At 38.9% G+C, this 24778-nt stretch carries 18 protein-coding genes and 1 riboswitch; of the genes, 17 read left to right on the top strand and 1 reads right to left on the bottom strand.

The window, feature by feature from the left end; all coding sequences use genetic code 11:
• The first annotated feature begins 182 nt into the window (after nt 1–182).
• The 4 genes from dacB (at nt 183) to ABD985_RS12510 (ending at nt 5304) form a co-directional block, all read left to right on the top strand.
• On the top strand, nt 183–1622 hold the full coding sequence (gene dacB, locus ABD985_RS12525) for a D-alanyl-D-alanine carboxypeptidase/D-alanyl-D-alanine endopeptidase (protein ID WP_345372236.1): 1440 nt from the start codon (nt 183–185) through the stop codon (nt 1620–1622).
• Between the two features lie 385 nt (nt 1623–2007).
• Entirely contained in the window at nt 2008–2922 is a 915-nt protein-coding gene (locus ABD985_RS12520; protein ID WP_345372234.1) for a hypothetical protein, read from the top strand.
• Between the two features lie 90 nt (nt 2923–3012).
• Nucleotides 3013–4530: a tetratricopeptide repeat protein gene (locus ABD985_RS12515; RefSeq protein ID WP_345372232.1), complete on the top strand. Its 1518-nt coding sequence runs from the start codon at nt 3013–3015 to the stop codon at nt 4528–4530.
• Between the two features lie 63 nt (nt 4531–4593).
• A complete protein-coding gene (locus tag ABD985_RS12510) occupies nt 4594–5304 on the top strand; it encodes a cytidylate kinase-like family protein (protein ID WP_345372231.1) in 711 nt (236 codons plus the stop codon).
• 274 nt (nt 5305–5578) lie between these two features.
• On the opposite strand, the gene cysM is transcribed toward ABD985_RS12510, so the two are convergent.
• Nucleotides 5579–6463: a cysteine synthase CysM gene (gene cysM, locus ABD985_RS12505; RefSeq protein ID WP_345372230.1), complete on the bottom strand. Its 885-nt coding sequence runs from the start codon at nt 6461–6463 to the stop codon at nt 5579–5581.
• A 303-nt stretch (nt 6464–6766) separates the two neighbouring features.
• Nucleotides 6767–6870: riboswitch (SAM riboswitch) on the top strand.
• A 190-nt stretch (nt 6871–7060) separates the two neighbouring features.
• On the opposite strand from cysM, the gene ABD985_RS12500 reads away from it, so the two are divergent.
• From ABD985_RS12500 to ABD985_RS12440, 13 genes are all read left to right on the top strand, one after another.
• Complete coding sequence (locus tag ABD985_RS12500) at nt 7061–8128, top strand: homoserine O-acetyltransferase family protein (protein ID WP_345372370.1); 1068 nt, start codon at nt 7061–7063, stop codon at nt 8126–8128.
• A gap of 434 nt (nt 8129–8562) precedes the next feature.
• The gene (locus ABD985_RS12495) at nt 8563–8700 is read left to right on the top strand and encodes a hypothetical protein (RefSeq protein ID WP_345372228.1); all 138 of its coding nucleotides are present in this window, start codon (nt 8563–8565) and stop codon (nt 8698–8700) included.
• 294 nt (nt 8701–8994) lie between these two features.
• Nucleotides 8995–9825 carry a CheR family methyltransferase gene (locus tag ABD985_RS12490; protein ID WP_345372227.1) on the top strand — a complete coding sequence of 277 codons (831 nt, stop codon included), beginning with the start codon at nt 8995–8997 and terminating at the stop codon, nt 9823–9825.
• A gap of 22 nt (nt 9826–9847) precedes the next feature.
• Nucleotides 9848–10432 carry a chemotaxis protein CheB gene (locus ABD985_RS12485; RefSeq protein WP_345372225.1) on the top strand — a complete coding sequence of 195 codons (585 nt, stop codon included), beginning with the start codon at nt 9848–9850 and terminating at the stop codon, nt 10430–10432.
• A gap of 99 nt (nt 10433–10531) precedes the next feature.
• Nucleotides 10532–11527, top strand: coding sequence for a GAF domain-containing protein (locus ABD985_RS12480; RefSeq protein ID WP_345372223.1), 996 nt, complete (start codon nt 10532–10534; stop codon nt 11525–11527).
• A gap of 165 nt (nt 11528–11692) precedes the next feature.
• Nucleotides 11693–15172, top strand: coding sequence for a PAS domain S-box protein (locus ABD985_RS12475; RefSeq protein ID WP_345372221.1), 3480 nt, complete (start codon nt 11693–11695; stop codon nt 15170–15172).
• 313 nt (nt 15173–15485) lie between these two features.
• Nucleotides 15486–16010 carry a SiaB family protein kinase gene (locus ABD985_RS12470; RefSeq protein WP_345372219.1) on the top strand — a complete coding sequence of 175 codons (525 nt, stop codon included), beginning with the start codon at nt 15486–15488 and terminating at the stop codon, nt 16008–16010.
• A gap of 2 nt (nt 16011–16012) precedes the next feature.
• Complete coding sequence (locus tag ABD985_RS12465) at nt 16013–16375, top strand: DUF1987 domain-containing protein (protein WP_345372217.1); 363 nt, start codon at nt 16013–16015, stop codon at nt 16373–16375.
• A gap of 323 nt (nt 16376–16698) precedes the next feature.
• Nucleotides 16699–19833 carry an ATP-binding cassette domain-containing protein gene (locus ABD985_RS12460; RefSeq protein WP_345372216.1) on the top strand — a complete coding sequence of 1045 codons (3135 nt, stop codon included), beginning with the start codon at nt 16699–16701 and terminating at the stop codon, nt 19831–19833.
• A 503-nt stretch (nt 19834–20336) separates the two neighbouring features.
• Nucleotides 20337–21230, top strand: coding sequence for a hypothetical protein (locus ABD985_RS12455; protein ID WP_345372214.1), 894 nt, complete (start codon nt 20337–20339; stop codon nt 21228–21230).
• Nucleotides 21231–21289: 59 nt separating this feature from the next.
• Entirely contained in the window at nt 21290–21724 is a 435-nt protein-coding gene (locus tag ABD985_RS12450) for a hypothetical protein (protein WP_345372213.1), read from the top strand.
• Between the two features lie 436 nt (nt 21725–22160).
• Nucleotides 22161–23228: a prephenate dehydratase gene (gene pheA / locus ABD985_RS12445; protein WP_345372212.1), complete on the top strand. Its 1068-nt coding sequence runs from the start codon at nt 22161–22163 to the stop codon at nt 23226–23228.
• 205 nt (nt 23229–23433) lie between these two features.
• On the top strand, nt 23434–24669 hold the full coding sequence (locus tag ABD985_RS12440) for a hypothetical protein (protein ID WP_345372210.1): 1236 nt from the start codon (nt 23434–23436) through the stop codon (nt 24667–24669).
• Nucleotides 24670–24778: the final 109 nt, after the last annotated feature.

Genomic DNA, 24778 nt, shown 5'->3' with positions numbered 1-24778 from the left:
TGGTTTTAGTGAGTATTCCTTGCAAGAATCCTGTAAAACCAATGAATGATATTAGATAATATATTTTATTATAAATAACTTATAGCAAATGTACATTTTTTCTATCACTTTTTATATAAGTACAAAATCAGGAATTGGATTCACTTAAGAAAAGATGTACTTAAACTATTTAAACGAATACTATGAAACTGATCAGAGTTATCCTATTACTCTCTCCTTTTTTGATCTTATCGGCATTTTCTCTTTTTAATGAAGAGGAAGATTTGATGAATACCGTAAAAAGGGAATTAAAAGCATTACAACAAGAAAAGAAAATGCAAGGGGCGGCATTGGGTATGAGCATTTGGGATGCTAGTACCGGAAAGGAAGTCATGAGTTACAGGAGTGAAGAAGCGATGGCGCCAGCTTCTGTGATGAAGTTGGTGACAACGAGTACTGCCTTAAGAATATTGGGAGCGGATTTTCGCTTTAAAACAACGATAGCTACTGATGGAAGTATAGATGCCAATGGTGTTTTAAATGGAAACCTGTACTTGATAGGAGGGGGAGACCCTCAATTGGACTCTATGGATTTGGCCCTGATCAACTGGGATTCTTTGGGGATTCAAAAGATCAATGGGGCGGTAGTAGGAGATGCACGCATCTTTGCAACGCAACAGGTCCCTTCCACCTGGGTATGGCAGGATTTAGGAAACTACTACGGTACAGGAGCGAGTGGATTGTCGTTTAACGAAAATCAATACGCCTTGTATTTTTCTTCTAAAGGGCCAGGCATGCCGACCAAAGTGGTAGGGGTGGAGCCACAAGTACCTCAAATTACATTCTTTAATGAAGTGGTTGGTGGAAAAGTAGGTTCTGGAGATAATGCTTACATTTATGGTAGCCCGTACTCTTATGAGAAGTATCTGAGGGGAACAATCACCCCTTATCGTGATCGTTTCAAGATCAAGGGCTCAGTTCCTGATCCTGCATTTTGGGCGGCATGGACATTACATGATTTACTGATTAAGAAGGGTATTTCCATAGAAGGAAAACCAACGACCTGTAGACTGTCACCGGAGTTAACCCCAACTGAGCTAACGACCTTGTCCGAAGTGCAGAGTGCTCCATTGCATGAGATTGTGAAAGAAACCAATCAGAAGAGTGTTAATCTATTTGCTGAGGTGATGCTTAAAATGATTGGATATCAAAAGAAGAACGAAGGAACCACCGCTGCGGGAGCTGAGGCAGTAGAGGAGTACTGGGAAAGTCAAGGCTTATCCTTAAATGGATTCTTTATGGAGGATGGCAGCGGCTTGTCTCGCTTTAATGCGGTTCCCCCGGCGTTGATGTCCCAGATTATTCTTAAAATGAAGTATTCAGAAGAATATGATGCCTTCTTTGAATCTTTAGCGGTAAGTGGTGAGTCGGGGACCTTTAAGTATTTGTGTAAAGGAGAGACTGCTCACGGAAGGGTTTTTGGAAAAAGTGGTACTGTAAAAAGAGTGAAGTGCTATGCTGGTATCATCAAATCGGCTAGCGGAAAAGAGTGGGTATTTACGATCATGGCGAATAACTATGGCTTGAAAACCCGATCACTAGTACAGCGTATGGAAGAAATCTTTAACTTATTAGCGAGTTAAAAGTAATTTTAATGAGAAACTTTTAATTCAAAATACATGTAGATCCTCGTCTCAGACACGGTCTGTAGGACGAGGATTCAGAAACCCATAGTGCTGGAATAAACACCGGTTTCAAAATTTTCATTAACTTCTTATTAGCCATAGTAGTTAAGATTGAAGCTGTCGCATGATGTGAGTTTATTGGTTATCGCTTATTGTTTATAAACGATAAGCGATAACCCATTACATGGCGTCTCTAAACTGTATATTATCCGGTAGACAGCGACAGGATTAACATTAAACACTATAGTTAAACTACGTCAACGAAGCATCACGAACGAGTACAGTTCAGTGAAAGAATATCAACAAGCGCTAACGTCTTCTTTACTATTATCAAAACCCAAAAATGAGAACTTATCTTTCTACATACAGATGGATGCTTCTGTGTGTCTTTATAAGTACACTATTTAGTCATTTGACTCTGGCTCAGGATAAAAAATTAATAGATGTCACTTTTGGACTTAGTCCTGGATTCTCAGAAGAACCCAATTATCAGCGTATTGCTCAGGTGATAGGCAATGTATCTAATACATTAGGGATAGGGCTACGCTATATGAGAACAGGGTATGTAGATGATTACTCCGCTGTTAACTTTAGAGATGTTTTTCAGTCAGTAGATGAGCGATATTTCTTTTCGATTACCACCTCTCCAGAAAATAACGTTAGGTACTTTCTACATAGTTTTAGTGTAGTGACAAGGGCAAATATCCTCCCGTTTCGTAAGATAAATCCCTATGTATGTGCCTCTTTATCTTGGATCTATACAGAAGTACGTATTGATGGATTTAATCCAGGGTCGGATTTTAACTCCAGAGATTTCTTGTCAAGTCTAAGAAATGCTGAGATGGGATATGTAATGGATAGTGTCATTACCCCTCGGCAATTGTCTGACTCAAGTTTTGCTATCCCTATTCCTTATAAAGAAAATCGTACAGGAGTAACGGCAGGGGTAAGTACCGGAGTTGATTGGAATATAAACCGCATCCTTTCCGTGGGTTTTCAAATCCATGTATTGGATTTATTTGCCCCATTTGCCCTATCCAACTTGAGAAGTATCACTTTTGCGAGTAACCCTGAACGATTGAGTCCTGTATTGGACTTTGTGGTGTTTCCTAATCCAGAAGAAAATGAAGTTTTCAGGAGTGGGGCATCCAATTTCTCAGTAGCCTATGCAGGACAGGAAATGAAAACAGACTATGATGAACTGAAGGTACTCTATGAGTTGACCTTAACGTTTAAGTTGTTTTACAGGAAAGAGTGATTGTTAATGAAATGAAACGAGAAAGGAAGTAATTATGTTATCCCACAGTATACTCTACTTTGTTTGTTTCAGTGTGAAATTCAGTAATCTATGAGTGGTAAGGAGACTCCATTTTTCTATTTACAAAGATGTTGTTGGTACTGTTTGTTTCTTCTGCTTTTAATGGCTTGTGAAAAACAGTCAAAACAAGAGAAGCAGCACCATACCGAGGTGCTTCCTGCTTCGGAAGGAGAGATGCCTATTACGGCATCCAGTCAGGCAGCATTAGAGATATTTGAAAATGGGCGCTCCCTTTTTGAGTTAGTTCAATTGGTAGAAGCAAGGTATTTTTTCAAAGAAGCGATTGAGACAGATTCGAGCTTTGCCTTGGCGTACCTGTATACTGCTTGGTGTTCACCGTCCAAAGAAGAGGCATTGTTTTATGTGAATAAAGCGATGAACTTAAGGGAAAAGGTGACGGAAAGTGAAGGTATGATGATAGAGGCCTCTTATTGGGGATATCATGGAGAGTATAAGAAATCGATTGAATGTTGGGAAAAACTATCAGAACGAATACCTAAAGATAAGCGTATCCTGAATAGCTTGGCATACGCTTACTTTCAAACCAAAGACTACAAGAGAAGTATAGAGACTCTTCATAAATCGATTGCCATAGATTCTGTGTATACCTTAAATTATAATGCCTTAGGGTATTCTTATCAATATCAGGGACATATCGCAAGTGCAGAAAAAGCATTTCGAAAATATGCAGCACTATTGCCTAATACGGCAAAGCCATTTGATACGTTAGGAGATTTTTATCGAAAAACCGGGCAGTTGGATAAGGCAATCAAAGCGTATGAGCAAGCCATAGTACTCAACGATAAATTTGACCATGCACAGCACAAGATTGCACAATGTATGCTTTTTCAAGGACGGTATACAGAAGCAAGGGTGGTATTAAATAGTGCCTTGTCCATGACCAGGGAACCCTACAATATAGTATGGCACCTGAAAGCTATAGGTGATTCTTATCTTTACGAAAACAAATATGATAAAGCGTTGAAAGGGTTGTCGGATGCAAAGGCCAAAGCGGAAGAGTTAGGTTTGAAGGGTACCTCGGCGGATATACTACTAGACATGGCATTGATATGTATATTCAGGGGGGAGATGCTTCAGGCAAAGGAATATATTGAGGTAGTTGATGAGCATATAGAGGGGCATCAAGTGGATGCAGCGATGGAACTTGACCTGAAAATGAAACAATTTCAATGTCGAATTCTTGCGACAGCCATACAGAAAGAATACGAGGAGACAGATCGTTTGCTAAAGCAATATACTTATGAGGTAAGTCTATATTCCAATGATGAATGGAGCAATCGTTTAAAGCAACTAGAGGCTTATGTACGGATGCGTAAAACGATGTATCAGGAGGCAAAGACATCATTGGGTACTGCAGATCAACAGGATGTTTTGACAATTTACTTATATGCTAGAATTGCGGAGGAAGAAGGTGATATTCCTTTAGCAAACAGGTATTATCAACAAGTGATTGATTGGAATGATGCAGACACTACTTGGTATGCTTTAATTCGCTCCTATGCAGTCATTAAGTTAGGAGAATCTTAAAGTTGTTGAATTGAATCAAATTGAGATATAAAATCATATTATAAAACCCAATACAGAGTCATTATGGAATCACTTACCTATGAATATTTTCAGCATTACTTTGAGGAGGAACAGGTCAATCGCCCTCCCTTTCTGAAGTGCAATGGTTTTGCTGTGGCGATCAGCAGGGATTATGGCTGTGATGCAATGGGCGTAGCTTTGTCTTTGATGGAGTTATTGAATGCTGATAAGACATTATCGGATAATCATAAGCAATGGGAGATTGTGGATAGTGAAGTGATTCGGCAAGTTGGCAAAGAACTTAAGCTCAATACAGATAAGGTGACTGAAATCAGTACTGCTAACCCAGGAGTGATTGATCAAATATTAAAAGCTTTTGATGCTTATGATAAAGATGAGGCACTTTTTAAGGCCTTGAGAGGAGTAATTGATGCTTATATGCAGAGAGGGAATGTAATTTTTGTTGGTAGAGGGGCAGGGTTTTATGGACAGAAAATTCCCAATGTATTAAACGTGAGGCTGGTAGGTGATTTGGAGTATCGTATACATGCACTTGCTCAAAAGCAAAATATTACCTTGGACGAATCCCGAAAAACGATAAGAGAACAAGGAGCGAAAAGAGAGCGTTTCATTCAAATGCTTTCGGGAGAAACGGATGTCCATTATGATTTAGTTATGGATAGGGAGGTCTTCACAACGGTTGGGACGGCCCACTTTCTCAAGGAAGCCTTAAAGGCGAAGAAAGAAGAGTACGGCAAAATCAAGGGAGAATGATTTGTTCATGTTGTTTAATTGAGCTTCGCTCGTTCATGATGTTTAGTTGAGTTTATTGTTAAGTCTGCTTACGCTACAAGACCTTTTCATAAAAATAATTTTCTATTGAAATGGAGTAATGTAGACCCTTGCCTCACGGCAAGGGTCTACAAAAGAATAGTGTTTCGAGTAGCTATAAGGCTTTTTATTTTCTATGAAAAAGACCTAAATTCAACAACTAAACATTATGAACGAGCGAAGCTCAATTAAACAGTATGAACAAACGCTGCTGAGATTATTTCTCAAACAAAGAAGACGAAAGATATCGATCACCTCGGTCACATACAATAAAGACAATCACTCCTTCCTCAATTTCCCTAGCCAACTGTAAAGCAGCTATAGCGGCTCCTCCACTACTCATGCCCGAGAAAATACTTTCTTCTTTAGCGAGTTGTTTGGCCATAGTGGTGGCATCCTCCTGAGAAACATCAATAATGCGATCCACACGAGTCGGGTCAAAGATAGTTGGAAGATATTCTTTAGGCCATCTTCGTATACCTGGAATGCGTGAGCCTTCCGTAGGTTGTGTGCCGACAATTTGAATATTTTCATTTTGCTCCTTAAGATACTTGGATACCCCCATAATAGTACCTGTAGTACCCATAGCCGAAACAAAGTGGGTTACTTTCCCTTGGGTGTCTTTCCAGATCTCTGGTCCTGTGCTATGGTAGTGAGCCATAAAGTTGTCTTCGTTGCCAAACTGATTGAGCATAAGATACTCTCCTGTGGCTGCTTTTTCTCTTGCCAAGTCAATGGCTCCCTCCATAGACGCACTGGAAGGCGTGAGAATCACTTTTGCTCCATAGGCCTGCATGGTCTTAATACGTTCGGCAGTTGCGTGCTCAGGCATAATCAATTCGATCTCGATATCCAGGGCACTGGCAATCATGGCTAAAGCAATTCCTGTATTACCACTAGTGGCTTCGACGAGTTTCATACCCGGCTTAAGCTCTCCTCTTTCCATCGCCTTCTTGATCATATTGGCTGCGGGACGATCTTTGACACTTCCTCCAATATTTTGACCTTCTAACTTACCGAATAGCTTAACATTTGGGTTGGGATTCAGGTGTTTGATTTCCACCAAAGGAGTATTGCCGACTAAATCCAGAATAGATGACATATATATGTTGGTTTGTTGTTAATGTGTTTTCAATTCTAACTCAAAGGGTCGATGAATGTTTTTTCTTTATTGGTTGAGCACCCCTCAAAAGAGACTGCTCAGAAGTTGCTAAATTATAAAATTGAGAGGGGTATTGATGGCAAAATCGCAAGTATTTTATCGATTAGATGATTTGTAGAAAAAATACCCAGTAAAAGAATGAATAATGGAAATATAAATTAGAACAGGATTCTAAGTTTCTGATTTACGGCCCTTAAATTTGCATAGCAAGGAGTCAATAACTTTTTGTTAGTGCATATAATTGGTTTATACAGAAGAGGTAAGAGAGCAGGCTTGATGACCCTCTGGCAACCCCCAACTTGGAAAGGTGCTAATTCCTGGCCTAGTCATTTTAGGAAATATAAACTGGAAAATACTTATGAATACTATACCCGTAACGGTGAACCCCCGTCTGTTTTTTTATGTAAAGATTGGTTCAAATCCCATTGATAGGTTTATGCTGTTGAGTAGGTCGATGTTTGATAAAAACACGTGATAGACTCAGGTGCAACAAACCAAATAATTTTAACGGTATTCAGAATTTAAAAAATGGTGATGATGACTAAAAAGGTAAATATTGGAGGAATGAAGGTACATACCTATAAACATACAGAAGATTTTATTCTAGAGTCAGGAGAAGTTCTTCCTGGTTTTGAACTGGAATATAATACAATGGGGGAGTTGAAAGAAGGTGTGAAAATCGTTTGGGTGTGTCATGCACTGACCGGCAATGCTGATGTGAAGGAGTGGTGGAATGGCTTATTTGGAAAAGGAAAATTATATAATGAGAAAGAACATTTTGTGATTTGCGCCAATGTTCTGGGTTCTTGTTATGGAAGTACGGGACCACTGTCCACTAATCCCAAAACAGGAAAACCTTATTTTCATGATTTTCCTCAGGTTACGATTAAAGACATTGCCCGTAGCTTAAACCTATTGAGAGAGTCGTTAGAGATTGGGCATATTGACACGTTAATAGGTGCGTCTTTAGGAGGACAGCAAGCCTTGGAATGGTCTATTCAGTGTCCTGATTTGTTTGAAAACCTTATCGTGGTAGCGAGTAATGCTCAGCATTCTCCATGGGGTATTGCATTTAATGAGTCGCAACGTTTGGCTTTGCAAGCGGACCCTACCTGGTATGAGAATAGAGAAGATGCAGGCCAAAATGGCTTAAGAGCTGCTAGAGCTATTGCAATGCTTTCTTACAGGCATTATGAGACTTACAGTCAGACACAAACGGATAAGCAGGAAGAGCAACTGGATAATTATAAAGCGTCTAGCTACCAGCGTTATCAAGGAGATAAATTAGTAGAACGCTTTAATGCCTATTCTTATTGGGTGTTGTCAAAAGCGATGGATGCACACCATGTCGGAAGAGGCAGGGGAGGACTGCAGAAGGCGTTGAAAAGTATCAAAGCAAAGACGTTGATCATTGGTATTTCTAGTGATGTTTTATTCCCGGTGAATGAGCAAAGACTGATTGCGGAACATATTCCGTCAGCGACCTACCATGAGCTGGAGTCCCTTTATGGACATGATGGTTTTTTGGTACACTTTGAAGAGTTGAAGGAGTGTATTGATCATTTTTATTATGCCGCAGAACGGGTGCAACTACAGGTGGGATAGCTTTTTGAAAAATAAAAAAAATGTTCGCCATATTTTTTATTTAAAAAAAATGACAAGTGATATATCATTTGTAATTGATAGCTCGTTATGTTAATGCTGTTTTTCTTTTGAATAGAAAGGAAAAGGAATAGTCGAAAAACATTTACGGCATTCTTTTTGATAAATAATAAGCGCATTTGGAATATTGCCTTGAGTAAGATACTTCTGAATTACAATTCCAAATATGCTCTTAAGCAATAAGTTCTCTAAATGGATTTATTGAAAAGAAGCTGCTATTTCTAAAACTATTGACCATTTATGAGAAACAAAGGAGTGATACTAAGACGATTTGTTTCTTAAAAATAACGAGATAATGAGAGGATACCTTTTTACCATTCTAATCGGTTTTTTGTTGAGTTTAGGCATGAGTTCTTGTTCATCTTATCAAAAGGCTAATGCAAAATACCAAAAGCGACAGAGAGCTAAATACGAGTCAGTTGCCAGACATTCGACTTGTCCTACAGGATCAAAAACATACGTTATCAGAAAGAAAAGATAGTACAAAAGGGAGAGGAATCTTCTTAGAGAGTTAAAGGTAGAAGCCTTTATTAAAGTAGATGGATTTTACTTTGATAAAGGTTTTTTGTTTTGATTGTTACCTAGGATAGAAATTATTTCTATAAAACGAGGTTGCTGAAAGGATGTATGATTTTTAGAGATTGTATGCTAAAAATAATATGTTACATACTTTTTTTTGAAAATTTTAAATTACCTTTCAAAACCTATTTATTATTAATGCATGTTAACGCATTGTGGAGTGGGACACCGATGGAGCCAGTGAAATGGTAGACTTTTTTAAAATAAGACTTAAAAACAGCTATTCACCAATGTTTATAGAAGAGTTAGAGGTTTATGAGATAGAGAAACTAACCCGATTTATTGAGGAAACCTTTCATTATGATTTTAGTAATTATGCGATGTCTTCTTTTAGGAGGCGTATCAAGCGCTTAATGGAGATTTACCGTTATACGTCGGTGGATGATATTATTCATAAGCTAAAAAAAGACCCAACATTTTTTCAGGAATTTGTATCCGAGATTACTGTGAACGTGACAGAAATGTTTAGGGATCCTAGCTTCTGGAAAGAGTTAAGGGATACGATTTTACCAGAGCAGTTGGACGAACATCGTCGTATAAATATATGGCACGCAGGATGCTCTTCTGGAGAGGAAGTGATTTCTATGGCTATTATGTTGGACGAGCTTAATGCCCTGGATAAAGCTAACATTATTGCGACTGATATTGATCTTGCTATCATTAGTAAAGCCAAGAAAGGGGAAATGGCCTTGAAGACCATGGCCTTAAATCAGGAGAACTATGAGAAGAGTGGAGGAGTACATACACTGGATCGTTACTTTACAGAAAAGGGAGGGATGGCTGTTATAGACCCTCGACTGATGCAAAACATTTCTTTTCGTAAGCATGACTTAGTGAAAGATGCTTCTTTTGCTAAATTTGATTTGGTTTTGTGTAGAAATGTGATGATTTACTTCAATCAGGTTTTACAGAATGATGTGTTGAAAAAGTTACATGGAAGTCTGTTTCGCTTTGGCAACCTTATTATAGGATCTAAGGAATCTCTGATATGGTGTGATATTGCGAATAAGTTTGTCGTTGTTAATAACGAGGAGAAGATTTATAAGAAAGTAAGAGATTAAAGGATAAGACCAAGGAAAGGTCATGGGAAGAAATCGAGCACATAAAAAGTACCAGGCAGTAGTGATCGGCGGGTCAGCAGGTAGTTTCCAGCCCATTAATGAGTTGCTGGAGGCTTTACCTAGAGGCTTTTCTTTGCCTGTGTTTTTATGTTTGCATCGTTTGAAAACTGTGAGACACGGATTTGTAGAGGCGTTATCGATTCGGAGTGCAAAGGAAGTGAGAGAACCGATGGATAAGGAAAAGATACAAGGAGGGATTGTTTATCTGGCACCTTCCAATTATCATATGTGCGTGGAGCAGGATGATTGTATTTCTTTATCAACAGATGAGTTGGTGAACAATTCGAGACCCTCTATTGACGTTACTTTTGAGACAGCTGCTTATGCTTATGGAGAAGGGTTACTGGCAATCTTACTTTCGGGAGCTAATGATGATGGGGCTGAGGGAATGTATTGGGTGAAAGAGAAAGGAGGTACGACGGTAATTCAGGACCCAGAAGAGTGTAGTATGAATACTATGCCGAAAGCGGCAGCAAAACATGCAGAGATTGATTATACATTATCATACAAGGAGATTATTGACTTGCTTATCAAATTGACAGTATAATTCTTTTTGCATGAGAAGATGTAATTAGAGGATCTCTACAGGCACCCCTGTAAGGAGTTGTAGAGAGAATATTAACCCTTGATTAACCTAAACCCACATATGAAAAAAAAGTTGCTGCTAGCACTTGTCCTTTTACCTTTGGTCATGCTTACTGCTACCTTGCTGCTGATACATGCCCTACCTGATATCTTTCAAGTGTTGTTGAGTTTGAGTGGGACGGAGTGGAATGAAACCTCCATGCAGATTTATAGGAATTGGATGTGGTTTACAGAGCTGATACTCGTTGGTTTTTTACTGAGACTAGTATATCCTGTTGTGCTTCAACCGGTATTGGGTTTATTCTTGGTAGTGCTTTCCGTATATGTAATGATAGAATTACACGAAATGCCAACGATGCTTTTAAGTGCCGTAGGGATTTCAGATGTAGCCACCCGCAAAGAAGCGATAGAAGTTGTGTCTCCTACTTTTCAACTTTTGTATATCAATTTGTTCCTGTTATTTATCTTTTTGTACCAGTTGTCGAGTGTACTTGGGCGGGAAGGAAAGAAGAATGTGGAGTATGTGACTCGATTTATATATCCTGAGGGGCAGAAAGCTCCTGTGGAGGTGGCTGGGGAAACAGAAAATAGTAAACAAGAGATATTTCGCAAACACTGGGAAAAGCTTTTACAGGATCCGGAAAGTACCTATAGGGATTGTTTGAACCTTTTTTGTGACTATTTAGAGGCTAGTGTTGGGGTGTTATATAAGTTGAATGAAGAAGTACTGTCTCCAGTAGCAACCTATGCGTATTACGGTAAGGCGATCAAGGATATACAATATACGTTAGGGGACGGAATGGTAGGGCAAGTGGCATTAACAGGAGAGGTCTTGCAAACAGGTAAGCTACCGGAGGGTACTATGCAAGTAGTTTCTGGAATAGGAAGTACTCCTCCATCTTATCTTACTATTATTCCTATCAAAAATCAGGATGCTCAAGTAGTCGCAGTATTGGAAGTGGGGACATTTACTGGAGTTACACAAGATACTATTCTCGTGTTGGAAGATACCGCAGTGTTTTGGGACACGATGACTTTTCAAGCAGCAGCCCAATAAATAAGTCATTACTGTTGTTGAAGTATATGATATGGTCTCAGGAAAAACCTGTCATTATCTACGGAACTGTATACCATTGATCGCTTATCAATAGTAAGTGATCAACATATATCAAGTGAGAGATTCAATCTTTACTACTATACTAATAACCCTAATTAACCCATAATGTCATTCAGAAAACTCAGGATAAGAACAAAGATTATACTGGTGGTATTGATAGGAGTGATGCTCTCTGTATTAGCGATCAGTTATCTTTCCTATATCAAATCCAAGGAGTCTGTAGAAGAGAAATACTCAGACACTTTTAAGGTGATTGGTAATACCAAGGTGGAACAGATCGATAATTATTTTAAGAGAATTTCTACCGATATCATTTATATGTCTAAATCCCGACTTATTGTAAATGGGGTAAAACAATTGAGAGCATTACCATCGTTCAAAGATCCAGCTTATTATGAGTTGAATAAATCTTTGTACTATGAATTGTTGATGAAGAAGAGTGTCAATGGGTATCAGAATATTGTATTGATAGACCATTTAGGAAAAGTACTGTATACCACTTATCGTTTTCCGTCTTCGTTAATTCAAGGAGAGAGAAATAAAGACCTCTATAAATGCATTAATCAAGGGGATGAAGAACTATATTTTTCAGCTCCATTTGAGGTAGATAAGGATGTGTATATGTATGTGCTTTCTCCTTTGATTAAGACGAAAGGAGTAAAGCTAGGGTATGTGGCAATCTTGGTTAATCTTAGTAAACATATCTTTCCGATTGTTGAGAATAGAACAGGGTTGGGAAGTTCAGGAGAAGTGCAGCTGTTTCGTAAGCATAAAAGTATGCTCACTTTTATTAATGATACTTACCATGACGCCATGGGACCTTTGGATGATATTCTGTTTGATTCTCCCAATAATGAAGCCGCTAAGCGAGCAGTCAATGGCAGTAAAGGTGACTTTGGTTTTGATATAGACTATAGGGGAGTGAAAACACTCGCTTACGCTGATTTTATACCCTCTGTTAAGTGGGGGTTGGTGGTCAAGATGGACTATGACGAGATTCAGCATGGCTTGGATGGATTAGTATTCATGTTTATTGTCTCTTCTTTTGTCATTATATTAATCTCTACCCTGATTGCCGTTATCTTCTCTCAATATCTGACACAACCAATACAATCCTTAAAATCTAAACTGAAGCTACTTTCCAGAGGGATTCTTCCAGCTAAAATAGAAGATGCAGGAGCTGATGAGATTGGGGAGATGACCTTAGCGTTGAAAGAAGTAGTACAGGCCATGGAGCGAACGGTGCAGTTTGCGGGGGATATTGAGCAAGGTAGGTATTCCATGCATTATAATCCTTTGAGTGAGGAAGACTTGTTGGGGAATGCCTTGTTGGCTATGAGGGACAGTATACAGAAGTCGGAACAGGAAGATACGAAGCGAGGATGGGTGATGTCGGGAGTGACAGAGGTGGGAGAAATCTTGAGGAATCATCAAGGGTTGGAGGAAGTGGGACAACAGGTCACTGCTTTCTTATGTCAGAAGACACAAGCATTGATTTCGGCATTTTATGTGGTGGAAGGAGAGGAAAGAGAAGGGCAGTATGGTCTTAAAAAGCATGAAGGTCAGGAGATTAGAATGGTTGCTAGTCATGCCTATGGAAAAAGGAAGTTCATGCAGACCGCTTTTAAGTTTGGAGAAGGTTTAGTGGGACAGTCTGCTATAGAGCAGAGCACGTTGCTTAGAACAGAAGTTCCGGATAATTATACCAGAATTGTTTCAGGAATTCTGGGAATGCAAAAACCCCGAAACATTATGATTGTGCCATTGGTGTCAGAGCAGGTGGTGTATGGTGTATTAGAATTAGGGAGTTTTCAGGTATTCAGGGAGGAGGACATAGAATTGGTGGAAGAGCTGAGTGTGATTATTGCGCGGTCTATCCATAATATTCGGATGAATGAACGTACGTATCATTTGTGGCAGGAGTCCCAAAAGATGAGTGGAGAAATGAAGCAGCAACAGCTAGTGTTACAGGATAATGCCAGCCAAATGGAGCATACACAAAGGGAGTTGAAAACAATTAATCAGCAATTGAATGATAAGATTTCGGAAGCAAGGAACTCTCAAAAGCGTATGCAGCTATTGCTGGAAAATGCTGCTGAAGTGATTATCATTTTGAATGAGCAAGGTGTCGTGAAGTACAGTAGCCCTTCTGTACGTAGTATGTGGGGGTATAGCAAAAAAGAAATAGATGGGAAGTCACTACTTGATTTCACCCATGAGGATAGCCGTGGACGGATGAAGGAGTTTCTGGATGTTGTGGTGCAAATGAATCAGGAAGAAAGCATGGCGATTAAGTTTGAGTGCTTGCTAAAAGATGGAGGAACGATTTGGTTGGAGACCAAAGGGACAAACTTGTTGGCAGATGCCGCAGTTCAGGGAATAGTAATCAATGCGCGTAATATCACAGAAGAGAGAAGAGCGGCAAAAGAGCGAAGAATGAGGGATCAAATGCAGGCCCTTTCTGAAAATTCTCCAGATTTGATCTTAAGAGTAAACCTGGAGGGAGTCTTGTTTTATGTAAACCCTGCTGTACGGCAGTATATGCAACAACCTCAGACTTTTTTGATAGGGACAAACCTGAATCAAGGATTATTTCCTGATCCAGTGGTGACGCATTTACAGTATGTATTGGAGAAGGTAAAACAAGAAAAAGAAAAACAGGATACAGAGTTTACCTTTCCAACCTCGGAAGGAGATCGTATCATGCATTTGGTTACTATTCCGGAGTTTAATGAATGGGCTGAGCTGGAGTCTGTCTTGTTTGTCGCGCATGATGTGACGGTGCGAAAGCAAACGGAATTGGAGTTGTTGATGAAAAATAGAAAAGTAAATGAGAGTATTAATTATGCAAAAAGAATCCAAGGGGCAATACTTCCAGATATAACGTCGTTAAAGAAACAGTTTACAAACTCTTTTGTATTATTTCAGCCTAAAGATGTTGTTAGTGGAGATTTTTTGTGGCACTATAGACGAGGGGATATTTTTTATGTAGCAGTGGTTGATTGCACAGGGCATGGAGTGCCGGGAGCCTTTATGTCTTTGGTAGGGTCATTTACCTTGAATTACATTATGCAAACCAATGAGGGAGAAGAAGCGAATGTCGTGTTGGATCGACTTCATGAAGAGGTGGTACGTGTGATGCAACAGGATCATAAAGCAACTGCACAAGATGGAATGGATGCGGCTTTGTTAAGATTCGATTTTAAGAACCGCTCAATACAATATGCAGGGGCACATCGACCGTTATATGTGTACGATTCTGATCTTGGAATATTACAGCAATATAAGGGAGATCGTATGTCGATCGGGGGTGGCGATGCCACAAACAGAAAGTCGTTTACCCAGCATAAGTTATCCTGGAAGTCCGGTTTAGAGCTATATATGTTTTCTGATGGTATTCCAGATCAATTTGGAGGGGATGAAAATAGGAAATTTGGGCTTAAACGCTTGAGAGAGCGGCTAACAACCTACCGATATGCCACGATAGGTGAAAAAGGAGAAGCATTATCCAATGATTTGCAAGAATGGAAAAAAGAGCAAAAGCAGACGGATGATATGTTAATGGTAGGACTAAAAGTAGAGTAGTTGTCGTGCTGGTTAGCAGGTAGTTGTAAACTGCTTAAGAGCTGATTATTTATTTGTTATTAATTTATCATATTGTAGTTGATTCAACGTTTAAAAGAATGTATTGCTATTTTCCTCCATATATGTAAAATATCTCTTTGAATAATACATATTTTTTGCTTGTTTTAGGATATCATTGCTTTGGCTTGTATTAGCCTATTTGTGCTTTGCAACAACCATGGAGAAGCTATATATATGGATACATCGGTATAGAGCATACTGTATTGTGTTATAAGTTTTCATTCTAGAAAATGAATCCCTAAAAGAAAATCATATGAAATATATCTATGACTTACATAAAACGATGCTTGGTAAAGACCTGATTTTGGTCTATGAAGGGGAGTTTACACAAGAAATTACTAAGTCAGTTCTTTCTATGGCAGAACGAAACATGGATGCATATGGGGAAGAGTCTCGAACCAAAAGAAAAGTTTTTAATGTCATGGTAGAGACCCTTCAAAATATAACCAGACATGCAGAACTTAATGCCATATTCATGATTGCCAAGCAGGATGATGCTTATCTGATTACCTCAGGAAACCCCGTGTTGAATGAGGAAGTGGAAAACATCTCCAAGAAGCTTGCATTTATTAATGAGTTGGATAAGCAAGGTCTAAAAGAACATTACAAACAAGTTATTCGAAATACGGAGCTTTCACCCAAAGGAGGTGCTGGCTTAGGGTTCATTGATATGGCTAAAAAGACAGGTGAGAAACTTTGCTTTGATTTTGAACCAATAGATGATTCATTTACATTCTTTTCGCTAAAAACGACAGTTCCAAGAAATAAAGTTAAATAAGTATGAATGTTTTAAAGCTTGAGGGTACAGAAGATACACCAAAAATCGTTTTAGATAAAGATAACGGAGTATTTGAGATTTCAGGTCGATCTTTGCCGGAGGATTCTGCAGAATTCTTTAGTCCGGTATTGAGCTGGTTGGACGGCTACAAGGATGAGGCCAACACAGAAACTGTGTTCAATTTCAAGTTGGAGTACTTCAATACAGCTTCTTCAAAACTGATTTTGGATATTCTATCTAAATTAGAAAATGTCGACGGAACAAAGGTAGTATGGTACTACCACGAGGATGACGAAGATATGGAAGAAGCAGGAGAGGAATTCTCAGAGTTGGTAGAGGTGGATTTTGAATTTTCCACTTATTAAATAAAAATACACTACCGCTAGCCGGTTTTCTAGGGCGCCTGATCACATCTTTTAATGGATGTGATCAGGCGCTTTTTTTATGTTTTCTTGAAATTATTTTCTTTTTAAATAGCTGCGTACAATAATTAAAGGGTAGAATCATTATATTTATAGTTAGTGTTACTCAATTACCTTGGTAATACTAATGACGCTATATGGACGCAATCGTTTCTTACATGAGCATTTTTTAAGCGTCACAAAAAAGGTAGTAGAGCTAGAGTAGCTTCTATCTATCTTTTGAAATTTTTAAGATTTAGTTAAAGACACGTTGGATAACGTAAGCCATGAGTGAGGAAATACTAAAAGCGTTAACGCAACTTTTTGCTATTATTTCAAGTCAGGATGATGGAAGTGATGAATCCGAAAGGAATTTCGTGATCAGCTTCCTGAAGCAGGATTTGGATAAGAAGACGGTAGAAGAATATGTGGCTCTCTATGATGAGTTCACAAAAGAGGAAGAAGAGCGCATGAAAAAGCGTAAGCTTCGAGAAGAGAAAAAAAGAGCAAAAGAAGGCTTGAAGCCGGAAGTTGTAACAGAAGCAAAAAGTACGGTGAGTATGAGAAGCTCTGTGCGTACTTTGGCGCTCTGCCGTAAGATTAATACGACGCTTTCTCAGAAGCAGAAGGTTATTGTGTTGGTGAAGCTGTTGGAGTTGGTCGCAACGAACCGTTCGCTTACCCCTCAACGCATGGAGATCATTAATACCGTAGCGGATGTCTTCAATATTCCTACAATGGAATTCAAGTTGTTGGAGAAATTCGTGATCGCTGATCATTCTTCCCTTTTGGACCATGAAGATATCCTTATCTTCGATGATGAAAAACCTCAAGAAGGTAGTAAGATTAAGTTTATTGACTCCGGGCTGTTGGATGGAGAGATCATCTTTATCCGTATCAAGAGTGTTAACCTTTACTTTACGAAGTACACAGGGAAAGATTCGATCTATTTGAATAGTAAGCTAGTCAATAAGAGTGTGATCAATCTATTCTCCCCTGGTAGTGTCTTTAAAACACCAAAAGGAGCACCACTTTATTATAGTGACCTGGTAAGTACCTATAATAGTGATAGCGATATAGAGGAGGTATCCTTTGTTGCTGATAATTTGGAGTTTCGTTTTCCAAATGGTGCATTGGGGTTGAGAAATATCAACTGTGCTGAGAAATCCGGAGGACTTATTGGTATTATGGGAGCCAGTGGAGCCGGAAAAACCACCCTATTAAATGTTCTTGCAGGATTAGAAACCCCATCACAAGGAGAGGTTCGTATCAATGGGTATAATATCCATACGGACAAGGAACATATTGAAGGTGTAATCGGGTATATCTCTCAGGATGATTTATTGATTGAGGAATTAACGGTTTATCAAAACCTGTATTACAATGCCAAGCTATGCTTCAAGGGCATGCCTGAAGAAGAACTTCACGAGAAAGTGATGAATGTTCTGGAAAGCTTGGGATTGGATAGAATTGCTAACCTTGTTGTAGGTTCCGTACTGAATAAACTGATTAGTGGAGGACAGCGAAAGCGTTTGAATATTGCTTTGGAGTTGATCCGTGAGCCGGCTGTGATGTTTGTTGATGAGCCTACTTCCGGACTTTCTTCCCGAGATTCAGAAAATGTGATTGACCTTTTGAAGGAACTTTCTTTAAAAGGGAAATTAATTTTTGTGGTTATTCACCAGCCTTCTTCTGACATCTACAAGATGTTTGATAAGATGTGGTTGATGGATACGGGTGGATATCCTATTTTCTATGGAAACCCTATTGAGGCAGTGACTTATTTCAAGGCTGCAGCAGGACAGGTGGACAGTGATCGTGGACAGTGTGGTACGTGTGGTAATGTAAACCCTGAACAGCTCTTTAATATTATCGAAGGGCAAGTGGTCGATGAGTACGGGGAGTTTACTAACAAACGAAAGGTAGCGCCTACAGAATGGCATCAGGTGTATCAGGAGACGTTTAAGTTAAATGAGGTGGAAGAGGTAACAGAAGAACCTCCTAAGAACCTGAATATACAAAACCGCCTGATGCAGACGATGATTTTTACGATTCGAGATTATCGTTCCAAAATCAGAAATACACAGTATATGCTGATCAATATGTTGGAAGCCCCTCTGTTGGCCTTCATGTTGAGTATTGTGATTCGTTATACCGCTAATGGTGAAGATTCTTATGTATTCCAGTACAATGAAAACGTACCAGCATATATTTTGATCTGTATTATCGTAGCCTTGTTTATGGGGATGACGGTCAGCGCAGAGGAGATTATTAAGGATCGTAAGATATTGAAGCGGGAAAGCTTCCTAAACCTAAGTAGAAGTAGTTACCTGCTGTCTAAGTTGATTATACTCTTTGGTTTATCGGCAGCACAAACGTTTACCTTTGTATTGATTGGTAACTGGATACTAGGTATAGAAGGGATGCATGTGATGTATTGGATTGTACTATTCACTGTATCCTGTCATGCCAATATGATTGGCTTGAATATTTCTTCAGCATTCAATTCCGCAATTACGGTATATATCCTGATCCCAATCTTGTTGATTCCTCAGATGATTCTGAGTGGTTTGATTTTTGATTTCGATAAGTTGAATAATGTCATCAGCGAGCCAGGGAAAACACCAATGATTGCAGATTTCATGGGTTCTCGTTGGGCATATGAAGCAATTACCGTAGAGCAGTTCAAGAACAATGAGTACGAAAAACATTTCTTTGACCTGGATCAGAAAATCAGTCAGAGCAATTATATCTCAGGGTATTGGCAGCCTGCAATGGAGGTATTGCTAAACGAAGTAGAGATGCTGAGCTTGGATTACAACGATTCAACGGCTCAATTGATTGACGAAAAAGTGAAGGTGCTGAAGAATGAAATCGCACTGATGGATTACTATGAAGAAGAAGATCGCCAACATTTGTATGGTCTGTTGGATAAGCAGCCATTGGTCTATGAGCAAGTATCCGCTTTAAGAAAATCATTTTTTGATGTTTCTATGCATTATAGTGATCAGATGAATGAAGCGATGAGTGAGAAGGATAAGCGTATCGTAGAGGTAGAAAAACTGTATGCAGCGGAGGAAACATCGATTTATGAAGTGAAGAAAAATACCTTCAATGATCGACTGAAAGAACTACTTAGAAATGAGGATGCCTTGAATAAAACACAGGTGTTTGAGGAGCGTATTATTCAAAATTCAGATCCTATTTATGCTGTGCGTAAGGATATGGCACATCCATTGGACTATAGAACACATTTCTTTGCTCCAGTAAAGTATCTTTTTGGACAGTTTTTTGATACGTATTGGTATAATGTTTTGGCAATATGGTTTATGTCATTTGTCTTATTTGTGACATTGTACTTTGATCTATTGGCCAAGCTGATCAATTTACCTACTTATTTGAGAAGTAAGTACAGGAAATAAAGCGATTGCTTCATGTTATTTAAGTTTTAAGGTTGATTTCGTTACAATCTACTGGAAAGTAGTAGGCGTATCGGTTAGCGTTTATAAGCGATAAACAATAATCGATAAACCAATATTAATGAGATGATATCGATATAACTTATACCGTATCGTGAGGCAAAGTGATTAATAATTCCGTTATGTGTGAATGAATAGCGTCAAGGGAGAAAAAATATAGTATGAAGTCTAGTGGGCTAAACGCTAAGTTTTCTGATAGAAATATACTCTTCCAAATGGATGAAGGAAGAAGGATAAAAGAATAGGGTCTTCGGAAGAACGATGATTAATTCTTGATCCTTTTTTCTTCAGTTGTTTGAAACTAGTACTTAGCTATCAATTCACTTAGTAATCAATCTACTAATAGGATTTCATGTAAATAGGGTTTTCTCTCTCTATATAATTTCATACTTTTAGTAAATTTTTTATAAAAAAACTGAAAACAGTCATTAATTCTGAAACCTGAGATGATGAGAAAGTTATACTTAGCAATTTTATCTGCTGCAGCAATGCTATCATTGCCCTTCAATGCTTCTGCTGTTGTTGACAGCGGTGAGCCAGTTAGATTGGTGAATGCTCCCGAGCAGGATGATGTTTTCCAGATCGAAGAGATTCTACAGTCTATCCCTACTCCTTTGGAGATTTCAGTGCTGATCCAGGAAGTAGGTACGGTATACCGTAGATCTGATCTGAATAACCCAGACATGGTTAACCGTTACAGCAGAACCATCAAAAAAGCCCTTAACTTAGGGGTATATGGAACAGACCTTGGGTATGCCAATATCTATGGGAAAAACCAGGATGCTTTGAGCTACCTGAACTCTGTACAAAAGTTGGCAGACGACTTAGGAGTGGGTGCATTTTTTGATTATCAAACTATCAAGAAGCTAGCGGAAAGCAAGGGCAATCTAGACGAGCTAATTACGCAAACGACATTGAACTTTGAGAAGATCAATACGCACTTGCGTGAAAGAAAAAGAGAAGAAATCAGTGTATTGACCTTGACAGGTGGATGGATTGAGGCGATTTATTTGACGGCTATGATCAACGAGCGTGAGAATAATGATCTTTTGAAAAAGAAAATTGGAGACCAACGCTTAGTATTGGATAGATTGTTGTTGGTATTGGATATCTATAATGATAAGGATGGTTTTGCTGATTTGATTAAAGACCTTACAAGCTTGCAGGAAGTATATGCGCAAATTGAGGTGATCGAAACAGAAGGAGAGCCAGAAATGAGAGAAGAGGACGGTGTTTTGACCGTAGTACAAGGAAAGAAAACAGAAGTCAAAGTGACGGACGATGATATCCGTAAGATTACTGTTTTGCTTCGCTCATTAAGAAACAAAATCATTCGATAGGTATTGCAGAAAACCGATTTTTATTTACGTTAAAAGACAGACACAAACTGATTTTATAGATGAAAAATATTATTGGATTATTTGTGATTGGGGTAATGGCATTCTTTTTTGCCCCTCAACAGGTGAACGCTCAGTGTAGTACTGAACTTTACGTGACCAAGAGTATGAAAGCGCTTTCAAAGGGATATCAGTTCTCTAAGAGCTATCGTATTGATGGACGTAACGGTACCCGTAAAACCATTAAGTATACTTGTGTGTTTGCCAAGGATACAAGTTATGAGATTGCAATGAGAGGACAGGATGGTGATGCAGAAGGTATGATTGCGACACTTTATGATGCGAAAAGAAATAAGCAAATCACTTCTTTCATTGGTAATAAGTTCCACAACTCTTGGAGATTCAAGTGTACGGCGACAGGTATTTACTACTTACACTTTACTTTTAAGGATTCTAAAAGCTACTGTGGTGCCGCTGTTTTAGGCTTCAAAAGATAAAAGCTCAAGGAAGCTAGATCCTTTTTAAGGAATCAAAAAGACATGAATGACTCTCAATAGTGTTTTGGGGTCGTTCATGTCTTTTTTTGTTATTCTTTATTCTGTGAAAGAATTAAAAAATAAAATAATCTCACAAAGAAATAGGGGATTGTAACGGTTAAATTTAAATTTGTAGAATAAAACTATAATATTGTATTCTACTTAGGTGTTGCATGTTTGTCATATTAGTACTAGTGGTCTAAATATTAAGTTTTCTGATGAAAATAAGGATACTACTTCTAAATGAATAAAGGAATATAGACCTCTAGAGAGTAATGATTAATCCTTTATCCTTCTTCCTTTATCCTTAAACCGTTTGAAATTAGCACTTAGCTATAAGTTTATTTAGCATTTGCCCTAACAGGGCTGATGTGCAACAATAAAGAATAAGATCTGTATGGAATTATTGCACGAGTTAAGACAAAAGATAGACAATTTTGATGATCAACTATTGGAGTTGCTCAATGAAAGAATGAAGGTGGTAAAAGCAGTAGGAGAGCTTAAAAACCAGGAAAAATCTATTATCTATCGTCCTGAGCGAGAAAAATCTATTATCGATCGCTTAGAGACGCAGTCACAGGGTGCGCTTAACCGAACGGCCATAGAAGCAATTTTTCAGGAGATCTTTGCCGTGAGCCGAAATATTGAGCTACCAGAAAAAGTATGCTACCTGGGGCCAGAAGGAAGCTTTACACACCAAGCTGCTGAAAGCCGTTTTGGAGGGATGAGTGAGTATATTCCACTAAGAAATATTCGTTCTGTATTTGATAATGTGGAGACGGGAAGAGTTCGATTTGGCGTAGTCCCTATAGAAAACAATCAGGAAGGTTCTGTAGCTGAAACGATTGATATGCTTTGTGAGAAAGATGTGAAGATTGTAGCAGAGCTGCCTATGCCAATACAATTCTCATTTGCTAGTCTGGAAGACAATACCAAGAATATAGAAACTATTTACTCCAAGGATATCGCGTTCAGACAGTGTAGAGAGTTCTTGCAGGATTACTTTGGCGAACACGTTCGATTCATAGAAGTATCTTCCACTTCCAAGGCGGCCAAACTGGCCCTGCAGAATCCTAACTCAGCGGCCATTTGCTCTCATATTGCAGCAAAATTGTATGGGTTGCCTATCCTGTTTGACAATATAGAAGACAGTAAAGATAATGTGACTCGTTTCTTGATCCTTGCGAAGGATTTTGTCAACCAAAAAAGTAATGAAGATAAGACCTCTATCTTGGCAAAGTTACCCGATGAACCAGGAGGGTTAGTGGCTTTTCTACAGGAGTTCAGCGAAAGAGGGATTAACCTGACTAAAATAGAGAGTCGTCCAGCTCGAATAAAGGATAGTTTTAAGTATTGGTTCCTGATAGACTTTGACGGACATTATCATGATGCTCCTGTGAGAGAAGTAATCGACCAGAATCCTGGGACGGTGACTTTCTTGGGTAGTTATGTGAAATTGTGTTAGCAGACGTAAAACGGTGTGTTTAAGGGGAGATTATAGGATGTTTTCATAAAAAGCCATGGGATTACTGCAATATTCTGTAGTATATTTCCTATACTTGAGTGAATGTGTTACCGCAGATAACCATTGCCTTTTAGACTAAACGTTAAACTATAACGTTGTTTATTTAAATGTTTTTTTGATACGATCTGCAATAACTTTTCATACCATGAGAGAATTATCAACCTCGCTTGTTCTTGCAGCCTTATTATTTTCTACAATAGGTTGGGCGGGTACAAAGCGATTGGAAAGGTATAATTTGGATAAAATACCTATACTTAAATTTATAAAGAATCTGGGGTCAGGACCATTTGATGAGGGCAAGAAAATCATACAGACTGGGGATGGAGGTTATTTGGTAGCGGGAAGGACAGTTTCTACTTCAGGAAATGCAGACATTAGTCTATGGAAACTCAATGCTGATGGCAGTGAGGTGTGGCATCGTAAATTTGGAGAGGAAGAAACGGAAGAAGTAGCCGATATTCTTGAAAACGAGGATGGCTCTTTTATGGTGTTGGGAAGCTCGGATTCTTTTGATAACGGAACGACTAAAGATGTCTGGTTGTTTAAGGTCGATGCTCAAGGCAAATTGTTGTGGTCAAAGAACTATGGAAAGACCACCGGAATTGAAGAGGGGAAAGCACTGGCCAAAGCTCATGACGAAGGCTATCTATTGGTGGGGTCTACGATTGACCTGGAAGCTGAGGAGGCACAAAGTGATATTTTAGTCCTGAAAGTAACAGGTCAAGGAGAGATGGTGTGGGAGAAAACTTTTGGAGGTGCAAAGAGTGATGTAGGAGCCGATATCATTCCTTTAGAAGACGGCTACTGTATTTTGGGAGATACGGACTCTTATGGAAAAGGGAAGTGGGATGCATTAGTTTACAGAATTGATGCCCAAGGAGAAAAGATCTGGGAACGTACCTATGGAGGTGGAGATACCGATAGAGGAAACGCATTGGAGTTGGCTCATGATGGAGGGGTATTGTTAGCGGGTTTTTCTTATACTTTTGCTGAGGCTAGTTTGGACTGCTGGGTGGTAAAGTTCTCTGCTGAAGGACAGCAAGAGTGGATTGCCAACTTTGGGGGATTAAGTACCGATGAGGCTTTTTCTGTAATACAAACAAAGGATGGGCATTATGTATTGGCAGGATATACAGAAGACTGGAAGCCAGATGAGTATGGTGATAATGTTAGCTTGGAAGGACACAATGTCTTTATAGTGAAGTTTGATGTAAGTGGTAAAGAACTGTGGAGACGCTCTTTGGGAGGTGAAGGAGAACAGCGAGCATTTGATATTGTAGAAAGCAAAGATAGTGGCTTTGTAGTGGTAGGGTCTAACAAGACGGAAGGCAGTAATAATTACGAAGTCTTGGTTATGAAGACAGGAGAGAATGGAATGTAAGTATTTCCATCCATTAAAATGCCTTCAGGGAAGTTCCTGGGGGCATTTTTTGTACCACTGAAGCTTCTCTTGATTATTATCGAATAACTGTATTCATTCAACCATATAA

Source organism: Algivirga pacifica, assembly GCF_039543525.1.
In the GTDB taxonomy this organism is placed as follows: domain Bacteria; phylum Bacteroidota; class Bacteroidia; order Cytophagales; family Flammeovirgaceae; genus Algivirga; species Algivirga pacifica.
This window is presented reverse-complemented; position numbering and strand designations above follow the sequence as displayed.

What these genes read in the sequence shown, in the direction of transcription:
- ABD985_RS12485 (WP_345372225.1), top strand. Translation starts at nt 9,848, where the DNA reads ATGGGAAGAAATCGAGCACATAAAAAGTACCAGGCAGTAGTGATCGGC.
- dacB (WP_345372236.1), top strand. Translation starts at nt 183, where the DNA reads ATGAAACTGATCAGAGTTATCCTATTACTCTCTCCTTTTTTGATCTTA.
- ABD985_RS12500 (WP_345372370.1), top strand. Translation starts at nt 7,061, where the DNA reads ATGACTAAAAAGGTAAATATTGGAGGAATGAAGGTACATACCTATAAA.
- ABD985_RS12480 (WP_345372223.1), top strand. Translation starts at nt 10,532, where the DNA reads ATGAAAAAAAAGTTGCTGCTAGCACTTGTCCTTTTACCTTTGGTCATG.
- ABD985_RS12440 (WP_345372210.1), top strand. Translation starts at nt 23,434, where the DNA reads ATGAGAGAATTATCAACCTCGCTTGTTCTTGCAGCCTTATTATTTTCT.
- ABD985_RS12510 (WP_345372231.1), top strand. Translation starts at nt 4,594, where the DNA reads ATGGAATCACTTACCTATGAATATTTTCAGCATTACTTTGAGGAGGAA.
- ABD985_RS12520 (WP_345372234.1), top strand. Translation starts at nt 2,008, where the DNA reads ATGAGAACTTATCTTTCTACATACAGATGGATGCTTCTGTGTGTCTTT.
- ABD985_RS12490 (WP_345372227.1), top strand. Translation starts at nt 8,995, where the DNA reads ATGTTTATAGAAGAGTTAGAGGTTTATGAGATAGAGAAACTAACCCGA.
- ABD985_RS12460 (WP_345372216.1), top strand. Translation starts at nt 16,699, where the DNA reads ATGAGTGAGGAAATACTAAAAGCGTTAACGCAACTTTTTGCTATTATT.
- ABD985_RS12515 (WP_345372232.1), top strand. Translation starts at nt 3,013, where the DNA reads ATGAGTGGTAAGGAGACTCCATTTTTCTATTTACAAAGATGTTGTTGG.
- ABD985_RS12455 (WP_345372214.1), top strand. Translation starts at nt 20,337, where the DNA reads ATGATGAGAAAGTTATACTTAGCAATTTTATCTGCTGCAGCAATGCTA.
- ABD985_RS12475 (WP_345372221.1), top strand. Translation starts at nt 11,693, where the DNA reads ATGTCATTCAGAAAACTCAGGATAAGAACAAAGATTATACTGGTGGTA.
- cysM (WP_345372230.1), bottom strand. Translation starts at nt 6,463, where the DNA reads ATGTCATCTATTCTGGATTTAGTCGGCAATACTCCTTTGGTGGAAATC.
- ABD985_RS12470 (WP_345372219.1), top strand. Translation starts at nt 15,486, where the DNA reads ATGAAATATATCTATGACTTACATAAAACGATGCTTGGTAAAGACCTG.
- ABD985_RS12450 (WP_345372213.1), top strand. Translation starts at nt 21,290, where the DNA reads ATGAAAAATATTATTGGATTATTTGTGATTGGGGTAATGGCATTCTTT.
- ABD985_RS12465 (WP_345372217.1), top strand. Translation starts at nt 16,013, where the DNA reads ATGAATGTTTTAAAGCTTGAGGGTACAGAAGATACACCAAAAATCGTT.
- ABD985_RS12495 (WP_345372228.1), top strand. Translation starts at nt 8,563, where the DNA reads ATGCAAAATACCAAAAGCGACAGAGAGCTAAATACGAGTCAGTTGCCA.
- pheA (WP_345372212.1), top strand. Translation starts at nt 22,161, where the DNA reads ATGGAATTATTGCACGAGTTAAGACAAAAGATAGACAATTTTGATGAT.